Origin of the sequence: Campylobacter blaseri (assembly GCF_013201895.1) — a bacterium.
GTDB classification, from domain to species: domain Bacteria; phylum Campylobacterota; class Campylobacteria; order Campylobacterales; family Campylobacteraceae; genus Campylobacter_B; species Campylobacter_B blaseri.
In genome coordinates this window covers 320,394-341,837 of record NZ_CP053841.1, presented here as the reverse complement: position 1 = coordinate 341,837, position 21,444 = coordinate 320,394, and the positions used below count along the sequence as shown (strand labels likewise).

The following is a 21,444-nucleotide window of genomic DNA, read 5'->3' as shown; positions in this document are numbered from 1 at the left end:
ACCACTTTATTTAAAGTAAATTTAATGTATTATTAATATAAAATTAAGAAATATGTTATTATCATAAGATATTTCCAAGATATACTTAGATATTTTAAGTTAAGGGAAGGTCATGAAATTATGCAAACTAAGCTTAATTATAATTTTAAATATCAGTATATGTTCCACTTTGACTGCTAAAGATTCTCTAGCTGAAGCTTTTCAAAATGGAGAGTTAAAAGGTGAATTAAAAGCATGGTATTGGCATAGGGATAATAGTCAAAAATACAATGCCAATGTAACCAATTTTGCAATAGAACTTGGTTATAAAACAGACAATTTTTATGGTTTTTATTTAGGTGCAACATTTCAAGCAAACTCTACTCCTTGGATAAACAACAAAGCAAAAGAACTATTTATTAAAGAACAATACGCCTCTGGAGCTATTCTTTCTGAAGCATATATAGGATATAATTTTTATAAAACAGATATTAAAATAGGTAGACAATACATAGATACCCCTATTGCCTCAGGAAGCCTTACGAGAATTTTCAAAGAGTCTTTTCAAGGAGTTACAATTCAAAGTAACTACTTAGAAAATACTTTATTATATGCTGGTTATATTGATAAATTTCAAGGAAGAACAAGTGCTACATATGATATAACCGATACCGGCGATGCTCCTAAGTTTCATAACTCAATGACTCTTGGTGGCGCTTCAGACAAAACCTATAAATTTAACAATGCTTGGTATGCTGGTATGTCTAATTCTTCACTTCAAAATTTAAAAATTTCAGCTGCATATGGTCGGATTAATAATGTTAAATTTGGAGTAAACAAAAAGTATGATTTAGGGATTTACTATACAGAATTAAACTATGATTTAGCTATAAATGATGTAAAACTTGGCTTTGATTTTTCTTATAGGGGTTCTAATAGCGATTATGAACAATACGATGGTAGTTTATTTGATATAAGAGCTAGATTTAGTTTTTTAAATGGCATTAGTGGTTTAGTGGCTACTACAACAGTTAGCGATAAAGCTTCTGTTATTACAGGCATGGGGCTTGGAGTAAGCACATATACATTTTTACCTATAAGAGGTCCCTTTATATTTTCAACTCAAGCCGGCACAGACACTTATAAATTCCAACTAAATTATGATTTTTCAAAAATTGGTGTTCAAAACTTAAAAACTTCAGCCCAATACGTAACAGCAAAAAGAAAAGATAATTGGAAAAATAATATAGATTATGATGGTTACGCGCTTACAGCGTCATATAAAATACCTAAAGTACAAGGACTAAATTTAAATCTTGTTTTGTCATCTCTTGATATAAAAAATAAAAATCTTCAAAAAAAGACTGAAATTGATGAAATTTGGTTTAAGCTCGGCTATAAATTTTAATTAATGTAGTTTTTTACATAGGCAAATCTTGCCTATGTAAATTTAAATAATATTTTCTAATGCTGTTTTTAAGCGTCTTAGTGCTTTTTTTAAATCTCTTGTAGGGCAAGCTATGTTTAATCTAATAAAACCTTCTCCATTTTTTCCAAACATTAATCCTTTGTTTGCAAAAATTTGAGCTTTGTTTATTAAGATATTTTCGATCTCTTCTTCTGATAAATTTAAATTTCTTAAATTTATCCACATAAGATATGTCCCTTCAAGCTTGCAAGCACTAATTTGTGGTATATATTTTTTAAAAAATCTATGCACTTTTTTTTCATTTTTTCCTATGATTTCTATAGCATCATTAAGCCAATCTTCACACTTATTATATGCTGTTTTTGTTGCTATGTAGGCAAATGAATTTAATCCTGTTAAGCCTTGTTTTTTTAATTCATTACTAAATTTTTCTCTTAATTTTTTATTTTTAATAATTAAATTTGAAGCTTGAAGCCCTGCTATATTAAAACTTTTGCTTGGAGCTGTGCATGTTACCGAAATATCAGCAAATTCTTTTGAAATACTACTAAATACAGTATGCTTGTAGTCTTTCATAATCAAATCACAATGAATTTCATCACTAACTACAACAATACCATTTTGCAAACAAATTTTGCCTATCTTTATTAATTCTTCTTTGCTCCAAACTCTTCCTACTGGGTTATGCGGACTACAAAGAATGAGCATTTTATTATTTTTATCCTTTGCTTTTTCTTCTAAATCCTTAAAATCAATTTCATATCTATTATTTTTAAAAATTAATTTGTTTTCAATTATTTTTCTTTCATTCATAGAAATAGAATTATAAAAAGGTGGATATACAGGAGTCATAATAATAACACCATCTCCTTTTTTAGTGTAAGCTCTAACTGCTGAAAAAAGTGCTATAACAATACCTGGGCTTATAAGTATCCACTCTTTTTTTATTTGAAATTCATGTCTTTTTTTAAACCATTTTATAATTGATTTAAAATATTTTTCATCAGGTTTTGTATACCCTAGATGTGGCTTATCTAGGGTATCTTTTAAACTTTTTATTATTTGAGGGGCTATTTTAAACTCCATATCAGCAACAGAAAAGGGAATTATCCCTTTTTCTATATTTTTACCTTTGAGCCTCATTAAATTCCACTTGAAAGAACCTGTATTCGTTTTATCTATATAATTTTTAAAATCATATTTCATCTCTTAACCCATTTCTATAATATCTATTTTGTCTTTAATATCATGCTTATCTGCATATCCTGTCATAGCAAGCGTCAAAGCACCATCTCCTGTAATGTTACAAGCAGTTCCAAAGCTATCTTGAAGTGCAAAAATTGTAAGCATTAAAGCAACCCCTGTCTCATCAAAACCTAAAAATCCTGATATTAATCCAAGCGAAGCCATAACAGTACCTCCTGGAACTCCTGGAGCACCTATGGCAAACACAGCAAGTAAAAAACAAAAAATAATCATCATTGAAAGCGGTGGAATAGCACCATATAAAATTTGAGATACTGCCATTACAAAAAACACCTCTGTTAAAACCGAACCGCACAAATGTATATTAGCAAAAAGTGGAATTCCAAAACTTACCATATCTTTTCTTAAAACTGATGATTTGTTTGCAGAATCAAGTGCAACTGCTAAAGTTGCAGCTGATGACATTGTTCCAACTGCAGTTAAGTAAGCTGGAAGATAATGTTTTATAACCTCTATAGGATTTTTACCTGAATAAACTCCTGCCATGCTATACAATACAAAAAGCCATATAAAATGCCCTATTAGAACTATTGCAATTATCTTTAAAAAGACAAAAAATTGTGTTGTTATGCTTCCCTCATATGAAAGAACCATAAATGTAAGACCTATAAAAAATGGTAATAGTGGTATGATAACTTTAACAACTATTTTTAAAACCATTGCTTGAAATTCATCAAGAAGTTTAGTCATAGCTTCAGCTTTTGTCCAAGCAGCTGAAAGCCCAACTAATATAGATAAAAAAAGTGCACTCATAACAGGCATAATCTGCGGTATACTTAGCTTAAATACCAAATCAGGTAGTTCTTGTAAACCTGCTGGATTTGTTACTATTGAAAGCATTGGAATTATTATATAACCTGCAGTCATTGACAATACAGCTGCTCCAACAGATGATACATAAGCTATACTAACGGCTATAAATAAAACTTTTGAAGCATTTTTACCAAGTTTGGTAATAGATGGTGCTATAAAACCTATAATGATAAGTGGAACACAAAATATAATAATTTGTCCTAAGATATACTTTAATGTGATAGCCACTTTCATCACGGGCTCATCAACAGCCTGCCCTAAAAATATACCCAAAGTTATTGCCAATATTAGCTTAAATGGCAAACTTGTTAAAATTCTACTCATAATTTCTCCTCTAGTGTTATCAAATTATTAAAATCATTATATCAAATCGATAATGAATATAAAATAACTGTTATAAATTTAATTTAAAAATTCATTTTTAATAAAGCTAGCCTGTATTAAATCCCTAAATCTCTAAATCCTAAAGGCATTATATTTAATAAAATATTTTTTCTTGATTATAAATTATAGTTTCAAATTTAATATTTATTTGTTGTTAAAAAATTAAAACAAAATAGTATAAAAATCACTTATATACTTGTAATTTAAAGTAAAATAATTAATTTTAATGTAGAAAAATACGGGAATATTAATTTCCCGTATTGATAAGCTAATCTTTTTTGATTGCGTATTTTCCACTTCCTGCAAAAAAAATGCAAAGCGCACTAGAAAGATATAAATATGCTTCTGCTATAACAAGACCGCCTGTTTTAGGGCTAATCATAAATGTACCATTGCCCCATCTTACCATAAATATGAATATGCAAGTTCCAATGATAAATGCACTAGCTGCTCTACTAAAAAGTCCAATTAATAGCATAATTGGAGCCACAATTTCACCAAGATATGCTAAATAAGCTATAACACCAGGAATTCCAAGAGCTATAAGATCTTCTTGAAGATGACCAACACCATGAGTAAGTTTATGATAGCCATGAAACAAAATAGTAATGGCTAAACCAAGTCTTACAAAAAGCAAAGCCAAATCCTTGTTATCTATCTTTTCAAATAACGCCTCTATTGCTTGCATCCACTCTCCTTTAATATTTTTTAGAAAAAAATTATACTCCTTCTAAAATAAATAAATTTAAAACAAAAAATAAATATATAATTTTTTATATAATACTTATATATTTATATATATGTAATTTCAAAAAAGTATAAAATTGAATATATTTCTAATATAAAATATAAACCTGATTACAAAAATTTTAATGAAATTAATATATTAGATTGCTAACTTATTAAACAGTATTTTGCAATAATCTAAATTTACTATAAATTATTGCAATTATAATGGAGAATATATAGTCTTTTAGATTATTTATAATCTTATGGATTTCTTTTTATAATATATTTTCACTTCCACTAAATGGATATAAAAATATAAATAATTTCTGTCTTAAAACCACCATCGCTAGTAGATTCCAACGAGCTAGATAAAGCATAACTGCACAAATATCAAAAATAGATATATTAGCCATTCTAGTATAATAATTTAAAATCAATGAGGTTAAGGCAGCTAAACTCTTATGCAGATAATAATGGCTTAACAAATATAACTCATAGTGATATAAAAAACAACCAAGATATGATGCAAATTGTTATGAATGGATGGGAGAGTTAGATAGTTTGGCTATAACAAACAACACACTAAAATACTAAGTCTTAATTAGGCTTAATTTCATTCTAATATAAAAGGATATATTATGGAAAAGATAGTTGAAGAAATAAAAGTATTAAATCAAAACATTTGTAAAAATATAGAAAATACTAAATTTTAATTAGTTTGGTGTTGTAGTAAATTTAAATAAAACATCAAGGAATTCTAAACTAAAACTACTTGATAAAACAATTAAATAAATCATATTTTTATATAGTTTTAGCTATAAATCAACTAGCATAAATTTATTATTTATAAGAGATTTTAAGAATATATTTTTATACTTTTTTTATTTAAAACTAAATTTATAATTAATAACCAATCTCAAAACAATACAATTAATTTATAAAAATTTAAAATATACTTATGTAAAATAATCACTAAAATATAATGTGCTAAATTTGTATTTTACTAGGAGATAAAACAATGAAACAAATTTTAACTTTAATTTTTACATTTTTTATATTTGCAAATTTTACTTTTGCAAATGATGTAAATAAAAGCTTAAATAATGAGCAAATTTCTGGTATAAACAAAAACTTAAATCAAGATATAAATTTAACTAAGCAATTTAACGAGCTAAGTAAAGCTATAAATTCAAATGATTATAAAAAGGTAAAAAATATACTTGATAAAAATCCACAATTAATGGATTTAAAAAATAATGAAAATATGAAATTAGTACATTTAGAAGTGGTAAACTCTGAGAATGCAACAAATGAAATACTTAAGCTTATTTTATCTTATGAAAAAGAGCTTGATGTATATTATGGAATAGCAATGTTTGTACCTATTAAAACTCATTTTGGAGACACAGCAGGAGTAGAAATTTCAAAAATGCTTTTTTCTATCCATAGTGATTTGCCAAATGAAATAGATGAAACCTTTAAAGAAAAATATGCATTCTCAGTTTTATTTATTATTTATTTACAAAATAATTTTGAATTATTTAAGCTTTATCTTGAAAGTGGATTTAAAATTTCAAATGAAGATAGCACCATAAATGATATAAGTCATGATATGTTAAAGTTTATCCAAGAAGATAAAGGATATAAACTAGATGTACATTTTATTCCTAGTGAAACTAAAAAGTTTTTACAATCAAGCGAATATCAAACATATAAAAAAGAGAAATTAAAATGGATAAAAGAGATATTAAAGTATAAAAAAATATCGGAATTTAGAAAATTTAACATTGGTTTTTTATATATACTTTTTGATGTTACACAAGATGATGAAATAAAACAATTACTTGATGGAGGTAAGTAATGAAAGATAAATATGGAGATAGTTGTAATAATTTAGCAGCTTTATATAAATATGGCTATGGTGTAAAACAAGATGATAAAAAAGCATTTGAATTGCTTAAAAAAGCTTGTGATAATGGTTCTTTAATTGGTTGTGATAATCTTGGTAATTTATACTATACAAAGCAAGATTATATAAAAGCAGCCACTTCTTATAAAAAAGCTTGCAATAGCAATAATGCATTATCTTGCTTTAATTTAGGTGATTTGTATATGGAAGGGAAAGGTGTAAAACAAGACTTACAAAAAGCAAAAGAATACTTTAATAAAGCTTGTGAATATGGCTATAAAGATAGTTGTAATTTTGATGAAAAATCTTTGGAAAGCAATGCTACAAAATAAATTCAAAAATATCAGATGGTATGATAATTTTTAAAAAGTAAAAAGGAGTTTTGTGAAAAATTTTAAGTGCGTAGAGTGTCAAAATGATATTAGCAAAAAGGACTTTTTTAAAGAAGCCTTTGATATAGATGATTTTTTCTTAAATAAAAATAAAAATTTCATTTGTAAAAATTGTGGTGCTGAGTATGAAATAACTACTTTTTATAAGGTTTTGACAGTTGCTCTTAGGCTTTTTATTTTACTCCCATTTTCATTTTTTTGCAGTTTTATTTGCTTTTTTCTTTCTTATAAGCTCAGCTATTTTAGATAAAATAGGTCTAATGGTTTCTGCTGTTGCTTTAGTATCTAGTTTTATAACACTTTTTGTTTATTTATTACTGTTTTTTGTAATTGTTAAAACAAGAAAATTTGTAAAAACTAATAAAAAAAGGATAAAAAAGTTGGACGTTAAAGAAATCATATATCCAAAGCCATCAGAGCATTTATCTAATTTTCAACTTTTTATAAAAAATAAGTTTAGTAAAAATATTACTAAACTTGAGATTAATCTAATGTATTTATATATTATTTTGGCTGGTATTTTTATCTTGATTTTATCAAATAGCTTTGTTGGTAAATCAGCCTTATCTTATAAATTTGTAAATTTAATGAGCTTTATACCGGCAGTAGAATTTTCATATCAATATATTTCATTACAAAAGGCATTTTTTATATCATCATTTTTATGTATGCTAGTATATTTTTTAATAATAATCAAACAAAGTTTAATAAAAAATTTACATGAATATGGACTTTTTAACATTTACGAATTGCAAGATAAAAAGTTTTATGATAGAGTAGCAATAAGGGGCGAATGGCCTATAATTATATTTGGGCTTCCTATTACTTGGCTTGGTTTTTGCTGGATGTTTTATGACTTTTTCTTTATAGGAGTTTATCTAACACAAGAAGATAGCTTTTTTAAACTCTATATTTATTATATTTTATGTTTTTCAGGTTTTTTATATATTGCAATCCCTTTTATGTTTGGAACATATTTAGTATTAAAAAACAAAATTATTTCAGTTAAAAAGGATAAGTAATAAAACAAATTTTAACTTTAATATTTGCATTATTCATATTTGCAAATTTAATAAAAATTAAATAAAACACTATAGGGGAATATTTGAAAAAGATAGTTTTAGCTATGTTTCTGCTTTTAAATTTAACTTATGCTAAGGAATATAGTTTTGAAAATTTACTAGATGCTATAAGTATGTCTTGCTATACTAGAGATTTCAGCGAAATAAAAGAAATTCTTGATTCTAATGAAAGCTTGATAAATGGGGATTATCTAGGATTTAGAGTTTTAGAATACACCCTTACTTTACATAAACTAAAGCCAGATAAAAAAGATTCTAGGCTGATTCCAAAAGAGTTTTATAAAACTTTAAATAGCATAGATTTTCATCTTTGTCAAACCAAAGTTTTGGATGTTTTACTAGATTATGATATAGAAGTTGAGTATTTGATAAAACCTGATGAAATTTATACACCCTTTAGTGCCTTACTTCCAAATACCTCTTTATCAAATAAAGAAAAGATAGATTTTTCTAAAAAAATGCTTAAAAAGGCTAAAAATCACAAAAAATTAGCAACTATAAATTTGTCAAATATGCCTATAAATGTCGTGGAAGCTTCCTATCTGAGCGATAATTTAGAAATGTTTCGTGCATATCTTGATATGGGGCTTGTTTTTGAGGATACTTTGTTTTATATAATGACTCAGCCATATTTTAAATATCCAAAGATTTTAGATTTCTTTTATGGCAAAGAAATAGATAAAAACTTCTTACTAAAAATTCATAAAGACAAAGATTTTCAAGATAAAAAAGCCTTATCACATCAATATATTTTAGAGTTTATTAAATTTCTGAAGTCAAAAAAAATTTATTTTGATAAAGATAAAATGAGTGCTTATGCTAAAGTGTATGAGTTTATGAAAGCTGTGAAAGATAAAGACAATGTGTATTTATTACAAGTTTTTGTGGCTGATTATATTAAATAAAATGATAAAAAATGAAATAAAATACTACGAGAGAGTAATGCATGGAAAAGATAGTTTTAGCTCTATTTTTAGTTTTTGGTTTTTCTTTTGCAAATTTAGAAAAAAATTCACAAAAAGAGTGTGTTGGAAATAAAAAAATAAATGATTTAACTGATACAATTTACAATGGGAATTTTGATGAATTTGTTAAGATTTTAAACAAATTTCCAAATTTAATAAATTGTAGGGATGTAGGAAATTTAAGACCGCTAGATTGCGCATTAGTTTTTTATATTAAGTCAAATGGCGATAAAACAAAACCATTTTTTGAATTTTTAGTGCAAAATGGTGCTGATTTGAATTATGAAATTGATGATACTTCTCTTACTCCTTTTCAGCGTGCAACCGAGATTATGGATGAAAACTATTTAATGGATTTTTTTAATAAGTATAAAGATAAAATAGATATAAATTTAGATTATAATAATTTTAAAGTAACGCTTTTAACGCAGGCACATGACAACAAATAGAAGCAACTTTTTAAACTTTATTTGGAAAATGGTGCCATTGTAAATGATACTCTTTTAGTAAATATAACTTATGAAATTTTAAAACCATTTTATACTAAAACTAAATATTTTAGCCTTAAAAATGGTAGAGCTACCAATGAACATCTTGAGTTTTTTAAATCAAAAGAATATATGGATATATATATGACAATGAGCTTTATTTTTTGGATTTATCTTTAAAATATTTAAAAGATAAAAATGAAAAAATAGATGATATGTTAAATAGGCTTTTAGCTTTTGCAAAATTAATGAATGATGAAAAATTAATAAATATTTTAAAAAAGGATTAAGGATATAAAAAATAAAATGATTATGCAAATAATCAAATTGATAGCAATAGTAGATATAAAATATCAATAGAAGTAATAGAGTTAGACTACTATAGATAGTGGCGGACAGAGAGGGATTTGAACCCTCGAAGCCCTATTAAGACTTGCACCCTTAGCAGGGGTGTGGTTTCAGCCACTCACCCATCTGTCCAAAAATTGAAGAGTTATTATAACTTTTTTAAGCTGATATGGTGCTTAAATTATCTTATTTTGAAATTTCTCCAACTATATCTCCAAAAAACACAACATCTTTTAAAATAGCTTTAGTAGCATACCCTCTCTCATCAAGAGCAAGATGAAGTTCTCCTCTTTTAGATGAAAATATCTTTTGATTTATATATGCAATGTATGGCTGGGTATCAGTGTTTAATGCCTTTTGAAGCCTCATTTTATCTCTATTTTGTGGAATTTTAATATCGACTCTTCCATCTTCTTTGTTAGCACCAACTGCAATCAATGAAAAATATTCTTTATCTGTTTTAATTTTAAAAAAATTAAAGAACAATGTAAGCAAATCATTATGTGCAAAATAGTGTAAATTTTCAACGCTTGGCTCTTTTTTAGGCTCACCTTCATAGCGTGAAGTACTTATGTACTCTATCTTTTGTTTATAATAGTCAAATTTATAAGTTTTTTCACGTGTATAGCGTTTTCCCTTTCTATCTCTTTCAACTATATGTTTATAAACATCGGGAACAAGCAAATCTTTATAAATTTTTCCTTTACTATAAAAATACTCTCTTCTATCTCCACTTAGCCTATTAGCCATACCAAAAGCTTTTGCGTCCATACTAACTTCATAAGTTTTATTTACCTCATCTCTTACAAGCAAGGCATTGGCTTCACCGATTTTTCCAAAAATACCAAATTTTATATCATACTTTACAGCCAAATCATCTCCAAAAAGAAAAACATTAAAAACAAATATTAAAATAAGTTTTTTCATTTATTCTCTTATTTTTTCACCAAAGCGTCTAAAACTCCATTTACAAATTTAGGACTTGTATCATTGCTCATCTCTTTTGCAAGCTCAATAGCTTCATTTATAATAACCGCATTATCTGTATCTGTATGAAGTATTTCATAAGCTCCAAGTCTTAAAATTGCCCTATCAACGGCTGAAACTTCATCAATTTTATATTCACTTAAATTTTCATTTAAAGACTCATCTATTTTTTCTAAGTTATTTAAAATTCCATTTAATAGGCTATTAGTAAAGTCTCTTTGTCTATTTCTTATCTTTCTATCTTCTAAATATTCATCGCAAAATTCCTGCATTTCGCTACCCATTTCATTAGCATAAAGTAATGAGATAACACTTTGCCTTACTTGATGTCTTGTAGCCATTATTTTAACCCTTAATTTTAGAATAAAGGCTTAAAAGCTCTACAATACCTGTCATAGCTTCAAATCCTTTGTTGCCTGCTTTACTTCCAGCTCTTTCTATGGCTTGTTCTATTGTATCAGTTGTAAGAACACCAAAAGTCACAGGGATATCATATTTTAAAGCTGTGTTTGCAACACCTTTTGTAGTTTCAGCTGCAACATAATCAAAATGAGGAGTTGAGCCACGTATAACTGCACCAACACAACAAACCGCATCATATTTTCCACTTTTTAAAGCTAAATTTAAAGCCATTGGAATTTCAAATGCACCTGGAACTAAGATTAAATCTAAATTTTCATCACTTCCACCATGTCTTAAAAAAGCGTCTTTTGCACCCTCAACCAATCTATCTGTAATAATGTGATTAAATCTTGCATTTATTATAGCAACTCTTTCACTACCGTTTAAACTAAGTTTTCCCTCAATTACTTTCATTTTTATCCTTTTAAAATTTCTTCTATTTTTAATGTTTCTTTAATAACTTTTGATAGCTCTTCTATATTTAGCATATTTGGTCCATCGCAAAGTGCTTCGCAAGGATTAATATGTGTTTCATAGAAAAATCCATCAACCCCAACACTAGCAGCTGCCCTTGCAAGATATGGAACATAAAAACTATCTCCTCCACTTTTACCATTTAAAGTTCCTGGCATTTGAACACTATGAGTTGCATCAAAAATCACAGGTGCATACTCTCGCATTATAGGCAAATTTCTCATATCAACCACTAAATTCCCATAACCAAAAGTAGTTCCTCGCTCGGTTAGCCAAACACCATTTTGTTTAGCAATTTCATATCCATCTTCCGATATTCCTCTTGTTTCTAAAACTTTTTTAACACTATATTTCATATTATCAGCTGACAAAAATTGACCTTTTTTTATATTTACAATAGATTTTGTCTTTGCAGCCCCAACTAATAAATCAGTTTGACGACATAAAAATGCTGGAATTTGCAAAACATCAGCAACCTCAGAAACTGGCTTTGCTTGATAACTTTCATGAATATCTGTTAAAATTTTATAGCCAAATTTCTTTTTAACTTTTTCTAAAATTTCACAACCCCTTTCTAAACCTGGTCCTCTAAATGAATGAATGCTAGTTCTATTTGCTTTATCAAAACTTGATTTAAAATAAAAATCAATCCTTTTATCTTCATTAAATTTAGTTAATTTTTCTGCAACTTGCATTACAATCTCTTCGCTTTCTATAACGCAAGGTCCTGATATTAGTATCATCTTTCTCCTTATTTATTGTCCATAGCAACAGCTATACCACTTATAATAATAAGTATTATACCTAAAGCTCCTAACATATTTGGTAAACTATCGCCTAAAAATAATCCTAAAATCATTGTAAATATAATATCGCTATAACTTATAACAGCAACGGGACCTGCTTTTTTACTAGCTGCAAATGCCTTTGTGAGATATGTTTGATACAATATTCCACAAATTCCCATTAAAATTATTAAAGTCCAAGATGATAGCTTAGGCAAAACAAACTTTGCAGCCATAAAATCAAAATAAGCTGGAATCACAAAAAATTCACTAACTATCATCAACATTAAAGGAGTGACACTACCTATAAGAACAAACGAAAGCACTATAACTTTTGTATCATAATACTTTCTTAAATCATGAACACTAAGATATGCAAGTGCAGCAAAAAAACCATTCAATATCCCCATAACATCAGTTTTTTTAAACCCAAGTTCTGGTTGCATAACAAATATAATTCCAATAAATCCACCTAAAATAGCAAACCATGAAATAAAACTTAGCTTCTCCTTTAAAAACAAAGCCGCTATAAAAGATACAAAAATTGGTGCCGTTTTTGAAAATGTAAAAGCTTCTGCAAGTCCCATATTTGCAATATTATAAAAAAAAGCTAAAATTGATATAGCACCTGCAAATCCCCTAAAAAATAAAAGCCAAGGTTTACCACCTTTTTGCCTAACTGGGTTTTTAAAAATTGCAAAACCTATTAATAAAAGCCCTATAAAATTTCTAAAAAATACAACCTCAACAGATGGTATATCGGCACTTACAACCTTTGCAAAAGCCCCTGTAAAAGCAAACGCAATTGAGGCAAGTAGCATATAGTAGACACCTAAATATCTTACAATAAATCTTTTAATACTCAATTTTTTCCTTTTAATGTATAATTGTAGTGAAATTCAGCTAAATTTTTGTATAATAAAAATTTTTAAAGGATAAAAAAATTGCAAAAAGTTATTTTAATAGGCAGACCAAATGTTGGCAAAAGTTCTCTTTTTAATCGCTTAGCTAGAGAAAGAATCGCTATTACAAGCGATGTAAGCGGAACCACAAGAGATACCAACAAAACAGAGATAGAAATTTTTGATAGAAGCTGCATATTGATAGATAGTGGTGGGCTCGATGAAAGCAATGAACTATTTAAAAATGTTCAAGCAAAAACATTAGAAGAGGCACGTAATTCAGATATTATCTTATTTATGGTAGATGGTAAAATGATGCCACAAGATGAAGATAAGAGAATTTTATACTCTTTAATGAAGCTAGATAAACCAATTGCTTTAATTATAAATAAAGTTGATAATGAAAAAGATGAACTAAGAAGCTTTGAATTTAATGAGTTTGGTATACAAGATATGTTTTTAATCTCCGTAAGTCATAACACAGGAATAGAAGATCTTTTAAAATTTATATATCCTCATTTAAAAGATGAGTTAAAACCTGATGAAGAAGAGACACTTGATGATTTTTTAGAAAATTTAAGTGAAGATGGGGAGTTTAAAGATAATGAAGATTATGAAAACAAACCTATAGAAGTTGGGATTATAGGTCGTGTTAATGTTGGAAAAAGCTCTTTACTAAACGCTTTAGTAAAAGAAAAAAGAAGTGTTGTAAGTAGTATAGCTGGAACTACGATAGATCCTGTAAATGAAAGCTATATTTACGAAGATAGAGTATTTGAGTTTGTAGATACTGCTGGCATTAGAAAAAGAGGAAGAATAGAGGGCATTGAGAGATTTGCACTAAATAGAACTGAAAAGGTTTTAGAAAAATCAGATATTACACTACTTGTATTAGATAGTTCTGAACCACTTACGGAGCTTGATGAAAGGATAGCTGGACTTGCTGACAAATTTAAACTTGGAATAATAATAGTTTTAAACAAATGGGAAAATAAAACAGAACAAGATTATAAAGAGGCTTGCAAGGAGATAAGAGATAAATTTAAATTTCTTAGCTATGCACCAATAATTACAGTTTCTGCACTAATGGGAAAAAGAGTTCATAAAATATATTCTCTTATATTAGAAGTTTATAATAACTACACAAAAAAAATTCAAACTTCAAAACTAAATGAATTTATAAAAGAGGTAACTATAACGCACCCTATTCCGCACGATAAAGGAAAACTTGTTAAGATTTATTATGCGGTACAATTTGGAGTGGCGCCTCCAAAGATTGCTTTAATTATGAATAGACCTAAAACTCTTCATTTTAGTTATAAAAGATATTTAATAAATAAGATAAGAGAGAAATTTAATTTAGAAGGAACGCCTATAGTTGTAATCCCAAAAAATAGAGGAAAAGATGAAGAAGAAAAATAATATAGTTTTAATAGGTTTTATGGGTGTTGGCAAAGGTGCAACCGCCAGAGCCTTAAGAGATGAGCTAAATCTTTTTAATCTTGATTGTGATGATATGATAGAAAGTGCTTATAATATGAAAATCAAAAATATATTTAAAGAATTTGGCGAAAAAAAATTTAGACAGATGGAGCAAAATTTAGCAAAATATTTAGAAAAATCTGTAAATAATTCCATCATATCAACAGGTGGTGGTTTCTATAAAGTAAAAAATTTAAAAAACATAGGAACTATAATATACTTAAAATCATCATTTGAAGGCATTATGGATAGAATCAAACAAAGTCCAAATGCTAATAAAAAAATTGAAAAAAGACCACTGTTAAAAGATATTCAAAAAGCCAAAGAGCTTCATAAAAAAAGAGATAAAGAGTATAAAAAAGTTGCTGATATCATAATAGATGTTGAAAATAAAAAGATAAAAAATATAATAAAAGAGATAAACAAAGAACTTAAAAAGGATAAAAGTTGAGAGTATTAACAGGACTTCAACCTTCTGGAAAACTACACATTGGTAACTACTTTGCTAGTATAAAACCTATGGTAGAAAATCAAAATTCAGGCGACAATGAAATGTTTATTTTCATAGCAAACTATCATGCTATGACATCAAATAGTGATGGTCTAAGTTTAAAAGAGAGTACTTTTGAGGCAGCTTGTGCATTTTTAGCACTTGGGATTGATCCACAAAGAAGTATATTTTGGGTTCAAAGTGATGTTAAAGAGGTATTAGAGTTATATTGGATACTTAGCCAGTTTACACCTATGGGACTACTTGAAAGAGCTCATAGTTATAAAGACAAAGTAAGCAAAGGATTTGAACCATATCATGGGCTTTTTAGCTATCCTGTTTTGATGGCTGCTGATATACTGCTTTATGATTCACAAATTGTTCCTGTCGGAAAAGATCAAATTCAACACATTGAAATTGCACGTGATATTGCAGCTAAATTCAACCACACTTATGGTGAGATATTTACTATGCCAGAATCAAAAACAGAGGAGAATATCGCTACAATTCCGGGAACAGATGGTGCTAAGATGAGTAAAAGTTATAAAAATACTATAGATATTTTTGCTACACAAAAAACTTTAAAAAAACAAACAAGTAAAATTATAACTGATTCAACGCCACTTGAAGAACCTAAAGAGTGGAAAGATTGCAATGTTTTTAATATTGCAAAACTATTTTTAGACCAAAGTGGACAAGAAGAACTTATAAAAAGATATAAAAGTGGCGAAGAGGGATATGGGCATTTTAAAATGTATTTAAAAGATTTAATTTGGGAATATTTCAAAGAACAAAGAGAAAAATTTGACTATTATGTAAATAACAAAAGTGAAGTAGATGAAATTTTACAAGAAGGAGCTGTTAAAGCTAGAAGTATTGCTAAAAAAAATATGTTAAAAATTAGAGAGCTTGTTGGGATATACTAAGTTAAATTTATAAAACTTAGATAGAATGTAAGTTAATTTTAATATAAAAGGAATTAAATATGAGTTCAATATACCCTTACACTCAGATAGTTCATCTATTTGCTTCAGTAATCTTTGTCGGTTATCTATTTTTTGATGTAGTTATTTTAACTATGGCTAAAAAAAACCTTTCAAAAGAGTCAATAAACACTACTGATAATGCTATAAATTCAGTTAGTGTCAAGATAATGCCAGCCTGTTTTCTGATACTTGTTTTATCTGGAGGAATGATGATGAGCACATGGGTAGGAAGTAAATCTGGTGGATATTTTACAAGTGACTTACAAACTCTTTTAGTGATTAAAGCAACTTTAGCACTTATTTTGTTGATTGTGATTATTACAAATTTAGTTTCTAAATATATCTTAAAGAAAAAAGGAATATTTGGTAATATACACCTATTTGCATTAATAACATCTGCGATAATAATATTTCTAGCAAAGTATATGTTTATAGCATAAATTTATGGAGAAAATATGATAAATTTAAAACTTATTGAGACAAATTTTGATGAATTTAATGAGAGATTAATGGCTAAAAAAGTAGACCAAAATGCCTTAAAAGAGTTATTAAATACTTACGAAAAACTAAAAGAAAAAAAGCTTGAATTAGAAAATTTACAAGCCATTCAAAACTCAAAAAGCAAAGAAGTTGGCATAAAAGCTAAAAATAAAGAGGACATAACTATACTAAAAAAAGAGCTTGAAGAAAATAAAAAAAGCATTCAAGAGCTTAATGAAAAAGTTACTATTTTAGAAGATGAGCTTAATCATCTAGCAAGTGTTATACCAAATATCTTGGATAAAGATATTCCTGTTGGAAAAGATGAAAATGAAAACATTGAGCTAAAAAAAATACTAAAGATACCTAAATTTGACTTTACACCAAAACCACACTATGAGCTTGGAGAAGAGCTTGGTTGGCTTGATTTTGAAAGAGGTGTTAAACTAAGCGGTAGTAGATTTACGGCTATTAAAGGAGTTGGAGCAAAACTAAATAGAGCTTTGATAAATTTTATGATAGATTTTAATGAATCTCGTGGGTTTGAACTTGTAAATGTTCCATTTTTAGTTAGACCAGAAATATTATATGGCACTGGGCAACTTCCTAAATTTGAAGATGATTTATATAAAGCTGAAGATGATTTATATTTAATTCCAACAAGCGAAGTTCCTGTAACAAATTTATATAACAACGAAATCATTCCTGCTGAAAACTTACCTTTAAAAATGACTTGCTATAGCCACTGTTTTAGAAAAGAAGCTGGAAGTGCAGGAAAAGATACAAGAGGAATGATAAGACAACATCAGTTTGAAAAGGTTGAGCTTGTTTGCATCACAAAACAAGATGAGAGTGATAAAGTTTTTGAAGATATGGTAAGTTGCGCAAGCGATATGCTTAGTGCTTTAAAACTCCCTCATAGACATATGTTACTTTGTAGTGGTGATACTGGTTTTAGTGCAGCAAAAACGATTGATCTTGAAGTTTGGCTTCCTTCACAAAATAAGTACAGAGAGATAAGTTCAATTAGTAATTGTAGAGATTTTCAAGCAAGAAGGGCAAAAATTCGCTATAAAGATGGCAAAAAAAATATTTTAGCACATACATTAAATGGTTCATCTTTAGCCGTTGGAAGAACCTTAATAGCAATTATGGAAAACTATCAACAAGAAGATGGAACTATAAAAATTCCAGAAGTTTTAAAAAAATATATGTAAAAATATAGTAAATTTAGAAATATCTCTAAATTTACTATACCTACTTTTAATAATACTTTAATAGTTAAAAATAGTATTAAACCTACTTACTTCATTCTTGAAAAAATTGAAGCCAAAATCCCACCTGAAATATTGTGCCATACACTAAATAAAGCCCCAGGAACAGTTGCAAGTGGATAGGCTGCAAAATGCAATAATGCTAGTGATGTAGCAAGTCCTGAATTTTGCATACCAACTTCAATTGTGATGGCTTTTACTTTATCCATATCTTTAGTATCTTTAGCTAAAGTTTTGCCCACAAAATAACCAAAAATAAGCCCTAATATATTGTGCAAAATCACAACTAGAAAAATAACACTTAAATTACTTAGTATCTTTTGTGAGTTTATGCCAACAATCACCGTAACAATTATAATAATTGTCAAAGCAGATATAGATGGAAAAATTTCTTTTAAAGTTTTAGTTAATTTTGGCAAAAACATATGTGTTAAAATTCCAAGTATAATAGGTAAAATTACAATTTTTATAACACTTATAAACATTGCTATTAAATTTATGTCAATTTTTTGACCAATTATTAAATTTACTAAAAATGGAGTAGCAAAAGGCGCAAGAAATGTTGTACAACTAGTTATTGCAACTGAAAGGGCAACATCTCCTTTGCTTAAATATGTTATTACATTTGAAGCTGTCCCACCCGGACTTGCACCAAGCAACACCACTCCTATGGCTAAACCCATAGGAAGATTAAACAAGCTTACTAAAGCCCATGCTAGTAGTGGCATAATTATAAATTGAGCTAACACTCCAGCTATAACAAATTTTGGTTTTATAATTAATTCTTTAAAATCAATTAATTTTACGCTAAGGCCCATACCATACATAATAACACCTAGTAAATATGGTATCCAGCTTGTATTATTAATAACTATATTCATTTTTGGAAAAAATAGACCAAAAACTGCACCAGCTACTATTAAAATAGCCATATATTTAACAACTACTTGACTAATTATTTTAAAAATTTTCATATATTAATAGCCCTTAATTTGTTTAAAATTGAACACTTAAATAGCTGTTTAATGCATTTATATATGCTTTTGCACTTGCTTCTATGGTATCCACATCTAAGCCGTGTCCAATTACTGTTTTATCATTATTAAACTCAACTTTAACAATAACCTTAGCAAGGGCATCTGTGCCTTGACTTACTGCTTTTACATCATAATCTTTAAGCAATCCATTAATTTTAGATATTCTATCAATTGTTTTAAATATCGCATCTATCGCACCATTTCCTAATGCAGAATCACTAATTTTTTTATCTTTATGTTTTATTGTAATACTAGCACTTGAATGTCCATTACTACATGAATTTGCAGCTACAATTTCTAGCTCATAAGCTTTGACAATTTTTATTATTTCATTTGCCACAATAGCTCTTATATCTTCGTCAAATATCTCTTTTTTTCTATCTGCTAGAATTTTAAATTTTTCAAATGCACTATTTAAATTTTTATCATCCAAATTAAAACCAAGAGATAACAATTTATCCTTAAATGCGTGTCTTCCTGAATGTTTTCCAAGTATCATTCCATCTATTTCAAGACCAATATCAGATGGCTTAATTATCTCATATGTTTGTGAATTTTTAAGCATTCCATCTTGATGGATTCCACTTTCATGTGTGAATGCATTTTTACCAACTATAGCTTTATTTGCTTGAGGTTCCATACCTATTATTGAAGCAACTAAACGGCTTGTTGAGTAAATTTCCTTATGAACTATATCTGTATATAGTGGAGCAAAAACATCTTTTCTAGTTCTTATAGCCATAACAATCTCTTCAAGTGCTGCATTTCCTGCTCGTTCCCCTATACCATTTACAGTACATTCAACCTGTCTAGCACCAGCTTGTATGCAAGATAGTGTATTTGCTGTAGCTAAGCCCAAATCATTATGGTTATGAACTGAAATTATTGCTCTACCATTTATAATCTTACTAAGCTCGCTTATCATATAAGCCATCTCATTTGGAAGCCTATATCCAACAGTATCAGGAAGATTTATAGTAGTAGCACCTGCTTTTATAGTTGCATCAACTATCTCTTTTAAAAAACTAATCTCACTTCTTCCTGCATCTTCACAACTAAACTCAACATCATCAACAAGGCTTTTAGCATAACTAACTGCATTTACAGCTCTTTTAATTACTTCATCAGGAGTCATTTTTAATTTATACTCCATATGAATAGGACTTGTAGCTATAAAGGTATGAATTCTTCTGTTTTTAGCCTGTATTAGCGCATCTGCAGCTGCTTTTATATCTCTTTCAACAGCTCTTGAAAGTGAGCAAACTGTTATATTATTAACCTCTTTTGATATCTGAGTAATAGCATCAAAATCCCCAGGACTAGCTGCTGCGAAACCAGCTTCCATAACATCAACCCCTAAGCGATCTAATTGTCTTGCTATTTGAATTTTCTCTTCTGTATTCATAGAAGCACCTGGACTTTGTTCTCCATCTCTTAATGTTGTATCAAATATTATTATTTTATTTTTCATTGTTTTTCCTTTTTTTATGGTAAAAAGCTAAAAATTTAGCAAAGAATTTTGTTTGTTTAGAAGTATTTAGTTGAGTAAATTAAGGAGAGATAGTAAATAAATACTTATATATATTTTTTCTTTATAAACATGAATTGTGTTCATTTTCTCTCCTTTTAAATTTTTAATTTAATTAGCTTTATCTATCTTTTTAAATTTTATTGTGTAAAGATTTAAAACTGCTCTAATAATACCATAAAAAATGTAAATAGTTGTAGCAATTACAAAAAACTCAATTGGTCTAAGATATAATATGGAAAGAATCAAGATAGATATTATCAAAAATTGTCTAAATTTTGTTTGGCTAAAATTTATCTTTTTAAAACTTGGGTATCTAATATTACTAACCATTAATAAAGATAAAACGATAACTCCAACTATGTAAATCCACTCAAATTCTTTTGCAAAATCATAATTAATATAAATTTTAATCCAAACTGATAAAGCTATTGCAGCTGTTGGAAGAGGAAGCCCAATAAATACATTAGGTTCATTTGACTGAGTTGTTATATTAAATCTTGCTAACCTTATAGCAGCAAATACTACAAATATCCCTGTTGCTAAAATTCCAAATTTATTGAAACTATTACCCACTACGGAGTAAAATAGTATTGCTGGTGCAGCACCAAAAGCGATTATATCGGCAAGGGAATCAAACTCGATTCCAAATGCCGATGTTGTTTTTGTCATTCTAGCTACTCTTCCATCAAGCCCATCTAATAAAAGAGATATAAATATATAAATAACTGCTTTTTCATAGTTTCCACCAATGGAAGCAACAATACTTAAAATACCAAAAAAACAACTAGATGCTGTAAATAAATTTGGTATTATATACATAATTTGTGGTG

General features: G+C 28.0%; 24 protein-coding genes and 1 tRNA gene. 13 read left to right on the top strand and 12 right to left on the bottom strand.

All coding sequences use genetic code 11. The features are described 5' to 3' along the window. Positions 1-112 precede the first annotated feature (112 nt). Positions 113-1,387, top strand: a complete 1,275-nt coding sequence (locus CBLAS_RS01830; RefSeq protein WP_106871192.1) for an OprD family outer membrane porin — start codon at positions 113-115, stop codon at positions 1,385-1,387. A gap of 42 nt (positions 1,388-1,429) precedes the next feature. Here CBLAS_RS01830 and CBLAS_RS01825 read toward each other — a convergent pair whose 3' ends face one another. The 3 genes from CBLAS_RS01825 to CBLAS_RS01815 form a co-directional block, all read right to left on the bottom strand. Continuing rightward, entirely contained in the window at positions 1,430-2,614 is a 1,185-nt protein-coding gene (locus tag CBLAS_RS01825) for a MalY/PatB family protein (protein ID WP_106871189.1), read from the bottom strand. 3 nt (positions 2,615-2,617) lie between these two features. Then, positions 2,618-3,811: a dicarboxylate/amino acid:cation symporter gene (locus tag CBLAS_RS01820; protein WP_106871186.1), complete on the bottom strand. Its 1,194-nt coding sequence runs from the start codon at positions 3,809-3,811 to the stop codon at positions 2,618-2,620. 328 nt (positions 3,812-4,139) lie between these two features. Further along, positions 4,140-4,559 (bottom strand): DoxX family protein, encoded by a 420-nt coding sequence (locus CBLAS_RS01815; protein ID WP_106871183.1) that lies wholly within the window; start codon positions 4,557-4,559, stop codon positions 4,140-4,142. 1,059 nt (positions 4,560-5,618) lie between these two features. Between CBLAS_RS01815 and CBLAS_RS01810 the strand changes: the two genes are divergently transcribed. The 7 genes from CBLAS_RS01810 to CBLAS_RS01780 all read left to right on the top strand — a co-directional run bounded on the left by CBLAS_RS01810 (position 5,619) and on the right by CBLAS_RS01780 (position 9,616). Continuing rightward, positions 5,619-6,461 (top strand): hypothetical protein, encoded by an 843-nt coding sequence (locus CBLAS_RS01810; protein WP_106871179.1) that lies wholly within the window; start codon positions 5,619-5,621, stop codon positions 6,459-6,461. Beyond that, on the top strand, positions 6,461-6,841 hold the full coding sequence (locus CBLAS_RS01805; RefSeq protein ID WP_106871176.1) for a tetratricopeptide repeat protein: 381 nt from the start codon (positions 6,461-6,463) through the stop codon (positions 6,839-6,841). The genes CBLAS_RS01810 and CBLAS_RS01805 overlap by 1 nt, the downstream gene beginning before the upstream one ends. 52 nt (positions 6,842-6,893) lie before the next feature. Further along, the gene (locus tag CBLAS_RS01800; RefSeq protein WP_106871173.1) at positions 6,894-7,151 is read left to right on the top strand and encodes a hypothetical protein; all 258 of its coding nucleotides are present in this window, start codon (positions 6,894-6,896) and stop codon (positions 7,149-7,151) included. A gap of 130 nt (positions 7,152-7,281) precedes the next feature. Continuing rightward, positions 7,282-7,923 (top strand): hypothetical protein, encoded by a 642-nt coding sequence (locus CBLAS_RS01795; protein ID WP_133169611.1) that lies wholly within the window; start codon positions 7,282-7,284, stop codon positions 7,921-7,923. Positions 7,924-8,006: 83 nt separating this feature from the next. Next, entirely contained in the window at positions 8,007-8,888 is an 882-nt protein-coding gene (locus CBLAS_RS01790; RefSeq protein ID WP_106871166.1) for a hypothetical protein, read from the top strand. Positions 8,889-8,929: 41 nt separating this feature from the next. After that, on the top strand, positions 8,930-9,397 hold the full coding sequence (locus tag CBLAS_RS01785; protein ID WP_106871161.1) for a hypothetical protein: 468 nt from the start codon (positions 8,930-8,932) through the stop codon (positions 9,395-9,397). Positions 9,398-9,418: 21 nt separating this feature from the next. After that, a complete protein-coding gene (locus CBLAS_RS01780) occupies positions 9,419-9,616 on the top strand; it encodes a hypothetical protein (RefSeq protein WP_106871156.1) in 198 nt (65 codons plus the stop codon). Positions 9,617-9,825: 209 nt separating this feature from the next. Here CBLAS_RS01780 and CBLAS_RS01775 read toward each other — a convergent pair. From CBLAS_RS01775 to CBLAS_RS01750, 6 genes are all read right to left on the bottom strand, one after another. After that, a tRNA-Ser gene (locus CBLAS_RS01775) sits at positions 9,826-9,916 on the bottom strand. A gap of 54 nt (positions 9,917-9,970) precedes the next feature. After that, entirely contained in the window at positions 9,971-10,711 is a 741-nt protein-coding gene (locus tag CBLAS_RS01770) for a DUF3108 domain-containing protein (protein ID WP_106871153.1), read from the bottom strand. A gap of 8 nt (positions 10,712-10,719) precedes the next feature. After that, positions 10,720-11,112: a transcription antitermination factor NusB gene (gene nusB / locus CBLAS_RS01765; protein WP_106871150.1), complete on the bottom strand. Its 393-nt coding sequence runs from the start codon at positions 11,110-11,112 to the stop codon at positions 10,720-10,722. 4 nt (positions 11,113-11,116) lie between these two features. Beyond that, on the bottom strand, positions 11,117-11,587 hold the full coding sequence (ribH, locus tag CBLAS_RS01760; RefSeq protein WP_106871147.1) for a 6,7-dimethyl-8-ribityllumazine synthase: 471 nt from the start codon (positions 11,585-11,587) through the stop codon (positions 11,117-11,119). 2 nt (positions 11,588-11,589) lie between these two features. Then, positions 11,590-12,390 (bottom strand): 3-deoxy-8-phosphooctulonate synthase, encoded by an 801-nt coding sequence (kdsA, locus tag CBLAS_RS01755; RefSeq protein ID WP_106871143.1) that lies wholly within the window; start codon positions 12,388-12,390, stop codon positions 11,590-11,592. An 8-nt stretch (positions 12,391-12,398) separates the two neighbouring features. Beyond that, complete coding sequence (locus CBLAS_RS01750; RefSeq protein WP_277620691.1) at positions 12,399-13,298, bottom strand: DMT family transporter; 900 nt, start codon at positions 13,296-13,298, stop codon at positions 12,399-12,401. 78 nt (positions 13,299-13,376) lie between these two features. Between CBLAS_RS01750 and der the strand changes: the two genes are divergently transcribed. The 5 genes from der to serS are packed head-to-tail and all read left to right on the top strand — an operon-like array spanning position 13,377 to position 17,989. Continuing rightward, positions 13,377-14,756, top strand: coding sequence for a ribosome biogenesis GTPase Der (gene der, locus CBLAS_RS01745; protein ID WP_106871140.1), 1,380 nt, complete (start codon positions 13,377-13,379; stop codon positions 14,754-14,756). After that, positions 14,740-15,267, top strand: coding sequence for a shikimate kinase (locus tag CBLAS_RS01740; RefSeq protein WP_106871139.1), 528 nt, complete (start codon positions 14,740-14,742; stop codon positions 15,265-15,267). The genes der and CBLAS_RS01740 overlap by 17 nt, the downstream gene beginning before the upstream one ends. Further along, on the top strand, positions 15,264-16,232 hold the full coding sequence (gene trpS / locus CBLAS_RS01735; RefSeq protein ID WP_106871137.1) for a tryptophan--tRNA ligase: 969 nt from the start codon (positions 15,264-15,266) through the stop codon (positions 16,230-16,232). The genes CBLAS_RS01740 and trpS overlap by 4 nt, the downstream gene beginning before the upstream one ends. 59 nt (positions 16,233-16,291) lie before the next feature. Next, positions 16,292-16,732, top strand: a complete 441-nt coding sequence (locus CBLAS_RS01730; RefSeq protein WP_106871135.1) for a copper resistance protein CopD — start codon at positions 16,292-16,294, stop codon at positions 16,730-16,732. A gap of 15 nt (positions 16,733-16,747) precedes the next feature. Then, complete coding sequence (gene serS, locus CBLAS_RS01725) at positions 16,748-17,989, top strand: serine--tRNA ligase (RefSeq protein ID WP_106871133.1); 1,242 nt, start codon at positions 16,748-16,750, stop codon at positions 17,987-17,989. 86 nt (positions 17,990-18,075) lie between these two features. On the opposite strand, the gene CBLAS_RS01720 is transcribed toward serS, so the two are convergent. From CBLAS_RS01720 to pssA, 3 genes are all read right to left on the bottom strand, one after another. Continuing rightward, positions 18,076-19,020 carry a bile acid:sodium symporter family protein gene (locus CBLAS_RS01720; protein ID WP_106871131.1) on the bottom strand — a complete coding sequence of 315 codons (945 nt, stop codon included), beginning with the start codon at positions 19,018-19,020 and terminating at the stop codon, positions 18,076-18,078. Between the two features lie 22 nt (positions 19,021-19,042). Next, a complete protein-coding gene (locus CBLAS_RS01715) occupies positions 19,043-20,554 on the bottom strand; it encodes a 2-isopropylmalate synthase (protein ID WP_106871129.1) in 1,512 nt (503 codons plus the stop codon). A 168-nt stretch (positions 20,555-20,722) separates the two neighbouring features. Further along, the gene (pssA, locus tag CBLAS_RS01710; RefSeq protein WP_106871223.1) at positions 20,723-21,433 is read right to left on the bottom strand and encodes a CDP-diacylglycerol--serine O-phosphatidyltransferase; all 711 of its coding nucleotides are present in this window, start codon (positions 21,431-21,433) and stop codon (positions 20,723-20,725) included. Positions 21,434-21,444: the final 11 nt, after the last annotated feature.

Bases quoted from the DNA above. Each gene is read 5' to 3' on its own strand.
- CBLAS_RS01830 (WP_106871192.1), top strand. From the start codon at position 113: ATGAAATTATGCAAACTAAGCTTAATTATAATTTTAAATATCAGTATA.
- CBLAS_RS01825 (WP_106871189.1), bottom strand. From the start codon at position 2,614: ATGAAATATGATTTTAAAAATTATATAGATAAAACGAATACAGGTTCT.
- CBLAS_RS01820 (WP_106871186.1), bottom strand. From the start codon at position 3,811: ATGAGTAGAATTTTAACAAGTTTGCCATTTAAGCTAATATTGGCAATA.
- CBLAS_RS01815 (WP_106871183.1), bottom strand. From the start codon at position 4,559: ATGCAAGCAATAGAGGCGTTATTTGAAAAGATAGATAACAAGGATTTG.
- CBLAS_RS01810 (WP_106871179.1), top strand. From the start codon at position 5,619: ATGAAACAAATTTTAACTTTAATTTTTACATTTTTTATATTTGCAAAT.
- CBLAS_RS01805 (WP_106871176.1), top strand. From the start codon at position 6,461: ATGAAAGATAAATATGGAGATAGTTGTAATAATTTAGCAGCTTTATAT.
- CBLAS_RS01785 (WP_106871161.1), top strand. From the start codon at position 8,930: ATGGAAAAGATAGTTTTAGCTCTATTTTTAGTTTTTGGTTTTTCTTTT.
- CBLAS_RS01770 (WP_106871153.1), bottom strand. From the start codon at position 10,711: ATGAAAAAACTTATTTTAATATTTGTTTTTAATGTTTTTCTTTTTGGA.
- nusB (WP_106871150.1), bottom strand. From the start codon at position 11,112: ATGGCTACAAGACATCAAGTAAGGCAAAGTGTTATCTCATTACTTTAT.
- ribH (WP_106871147.1), bottom strand. From the start codon at position 11,587: ATGAAAGTAATTGAGGGAAAACTTAGTTTAAACGGTAGTGAAAGAGTT.
- kdsA (WP_106871143.1), bottom strand. From the start codon at position 12,390: ATGATACTAATATCAGGACCTTGCGTTATAGAAAGCGAAGAGATTGTA.
- CBLAS_RS01740 (WP_106871139.1), top strand. From the start codon at position 14,740: ATGAAGAAGAAAAATAATATAGTTTTAATAGGTTTTATGGGTGTTGGC.
- CBLAS_RS01730 (WP_106871135.1), top strand. From the start codon at position 16,292: ATGAGTTCAATATACCCTTACACTCAGATAGTTCATCTATTTGCTTCA.
- serS (WP_106871133.1), top strand. From the start codon at position 16,748: ATGATAAATTTAAAACTTATTGAGACAAATTTTGATGAATTTAATGAG.
- CBLAS_RS01720 (WP_106871131.1), bottom strand. From the start codon at position 19,020: ATGAAAATTTTTAAAATAATTAGTCAAGTAGTTGTTAAATATATGGCT.
- CBLAS_RS01715 (WP_106871129.1), bottom strand. From the start codon at position 20,554: ATGAAAAATAAAATAATAATATTTGATACAACATTAAGAGATGGAGAA.
- pssA (WP_106871223.1), bottom strand. From the start codon at position 21,433: ATGTATATAATACCAAATTTATTTACAGCATCTAGTTGTTTTTTTGGT.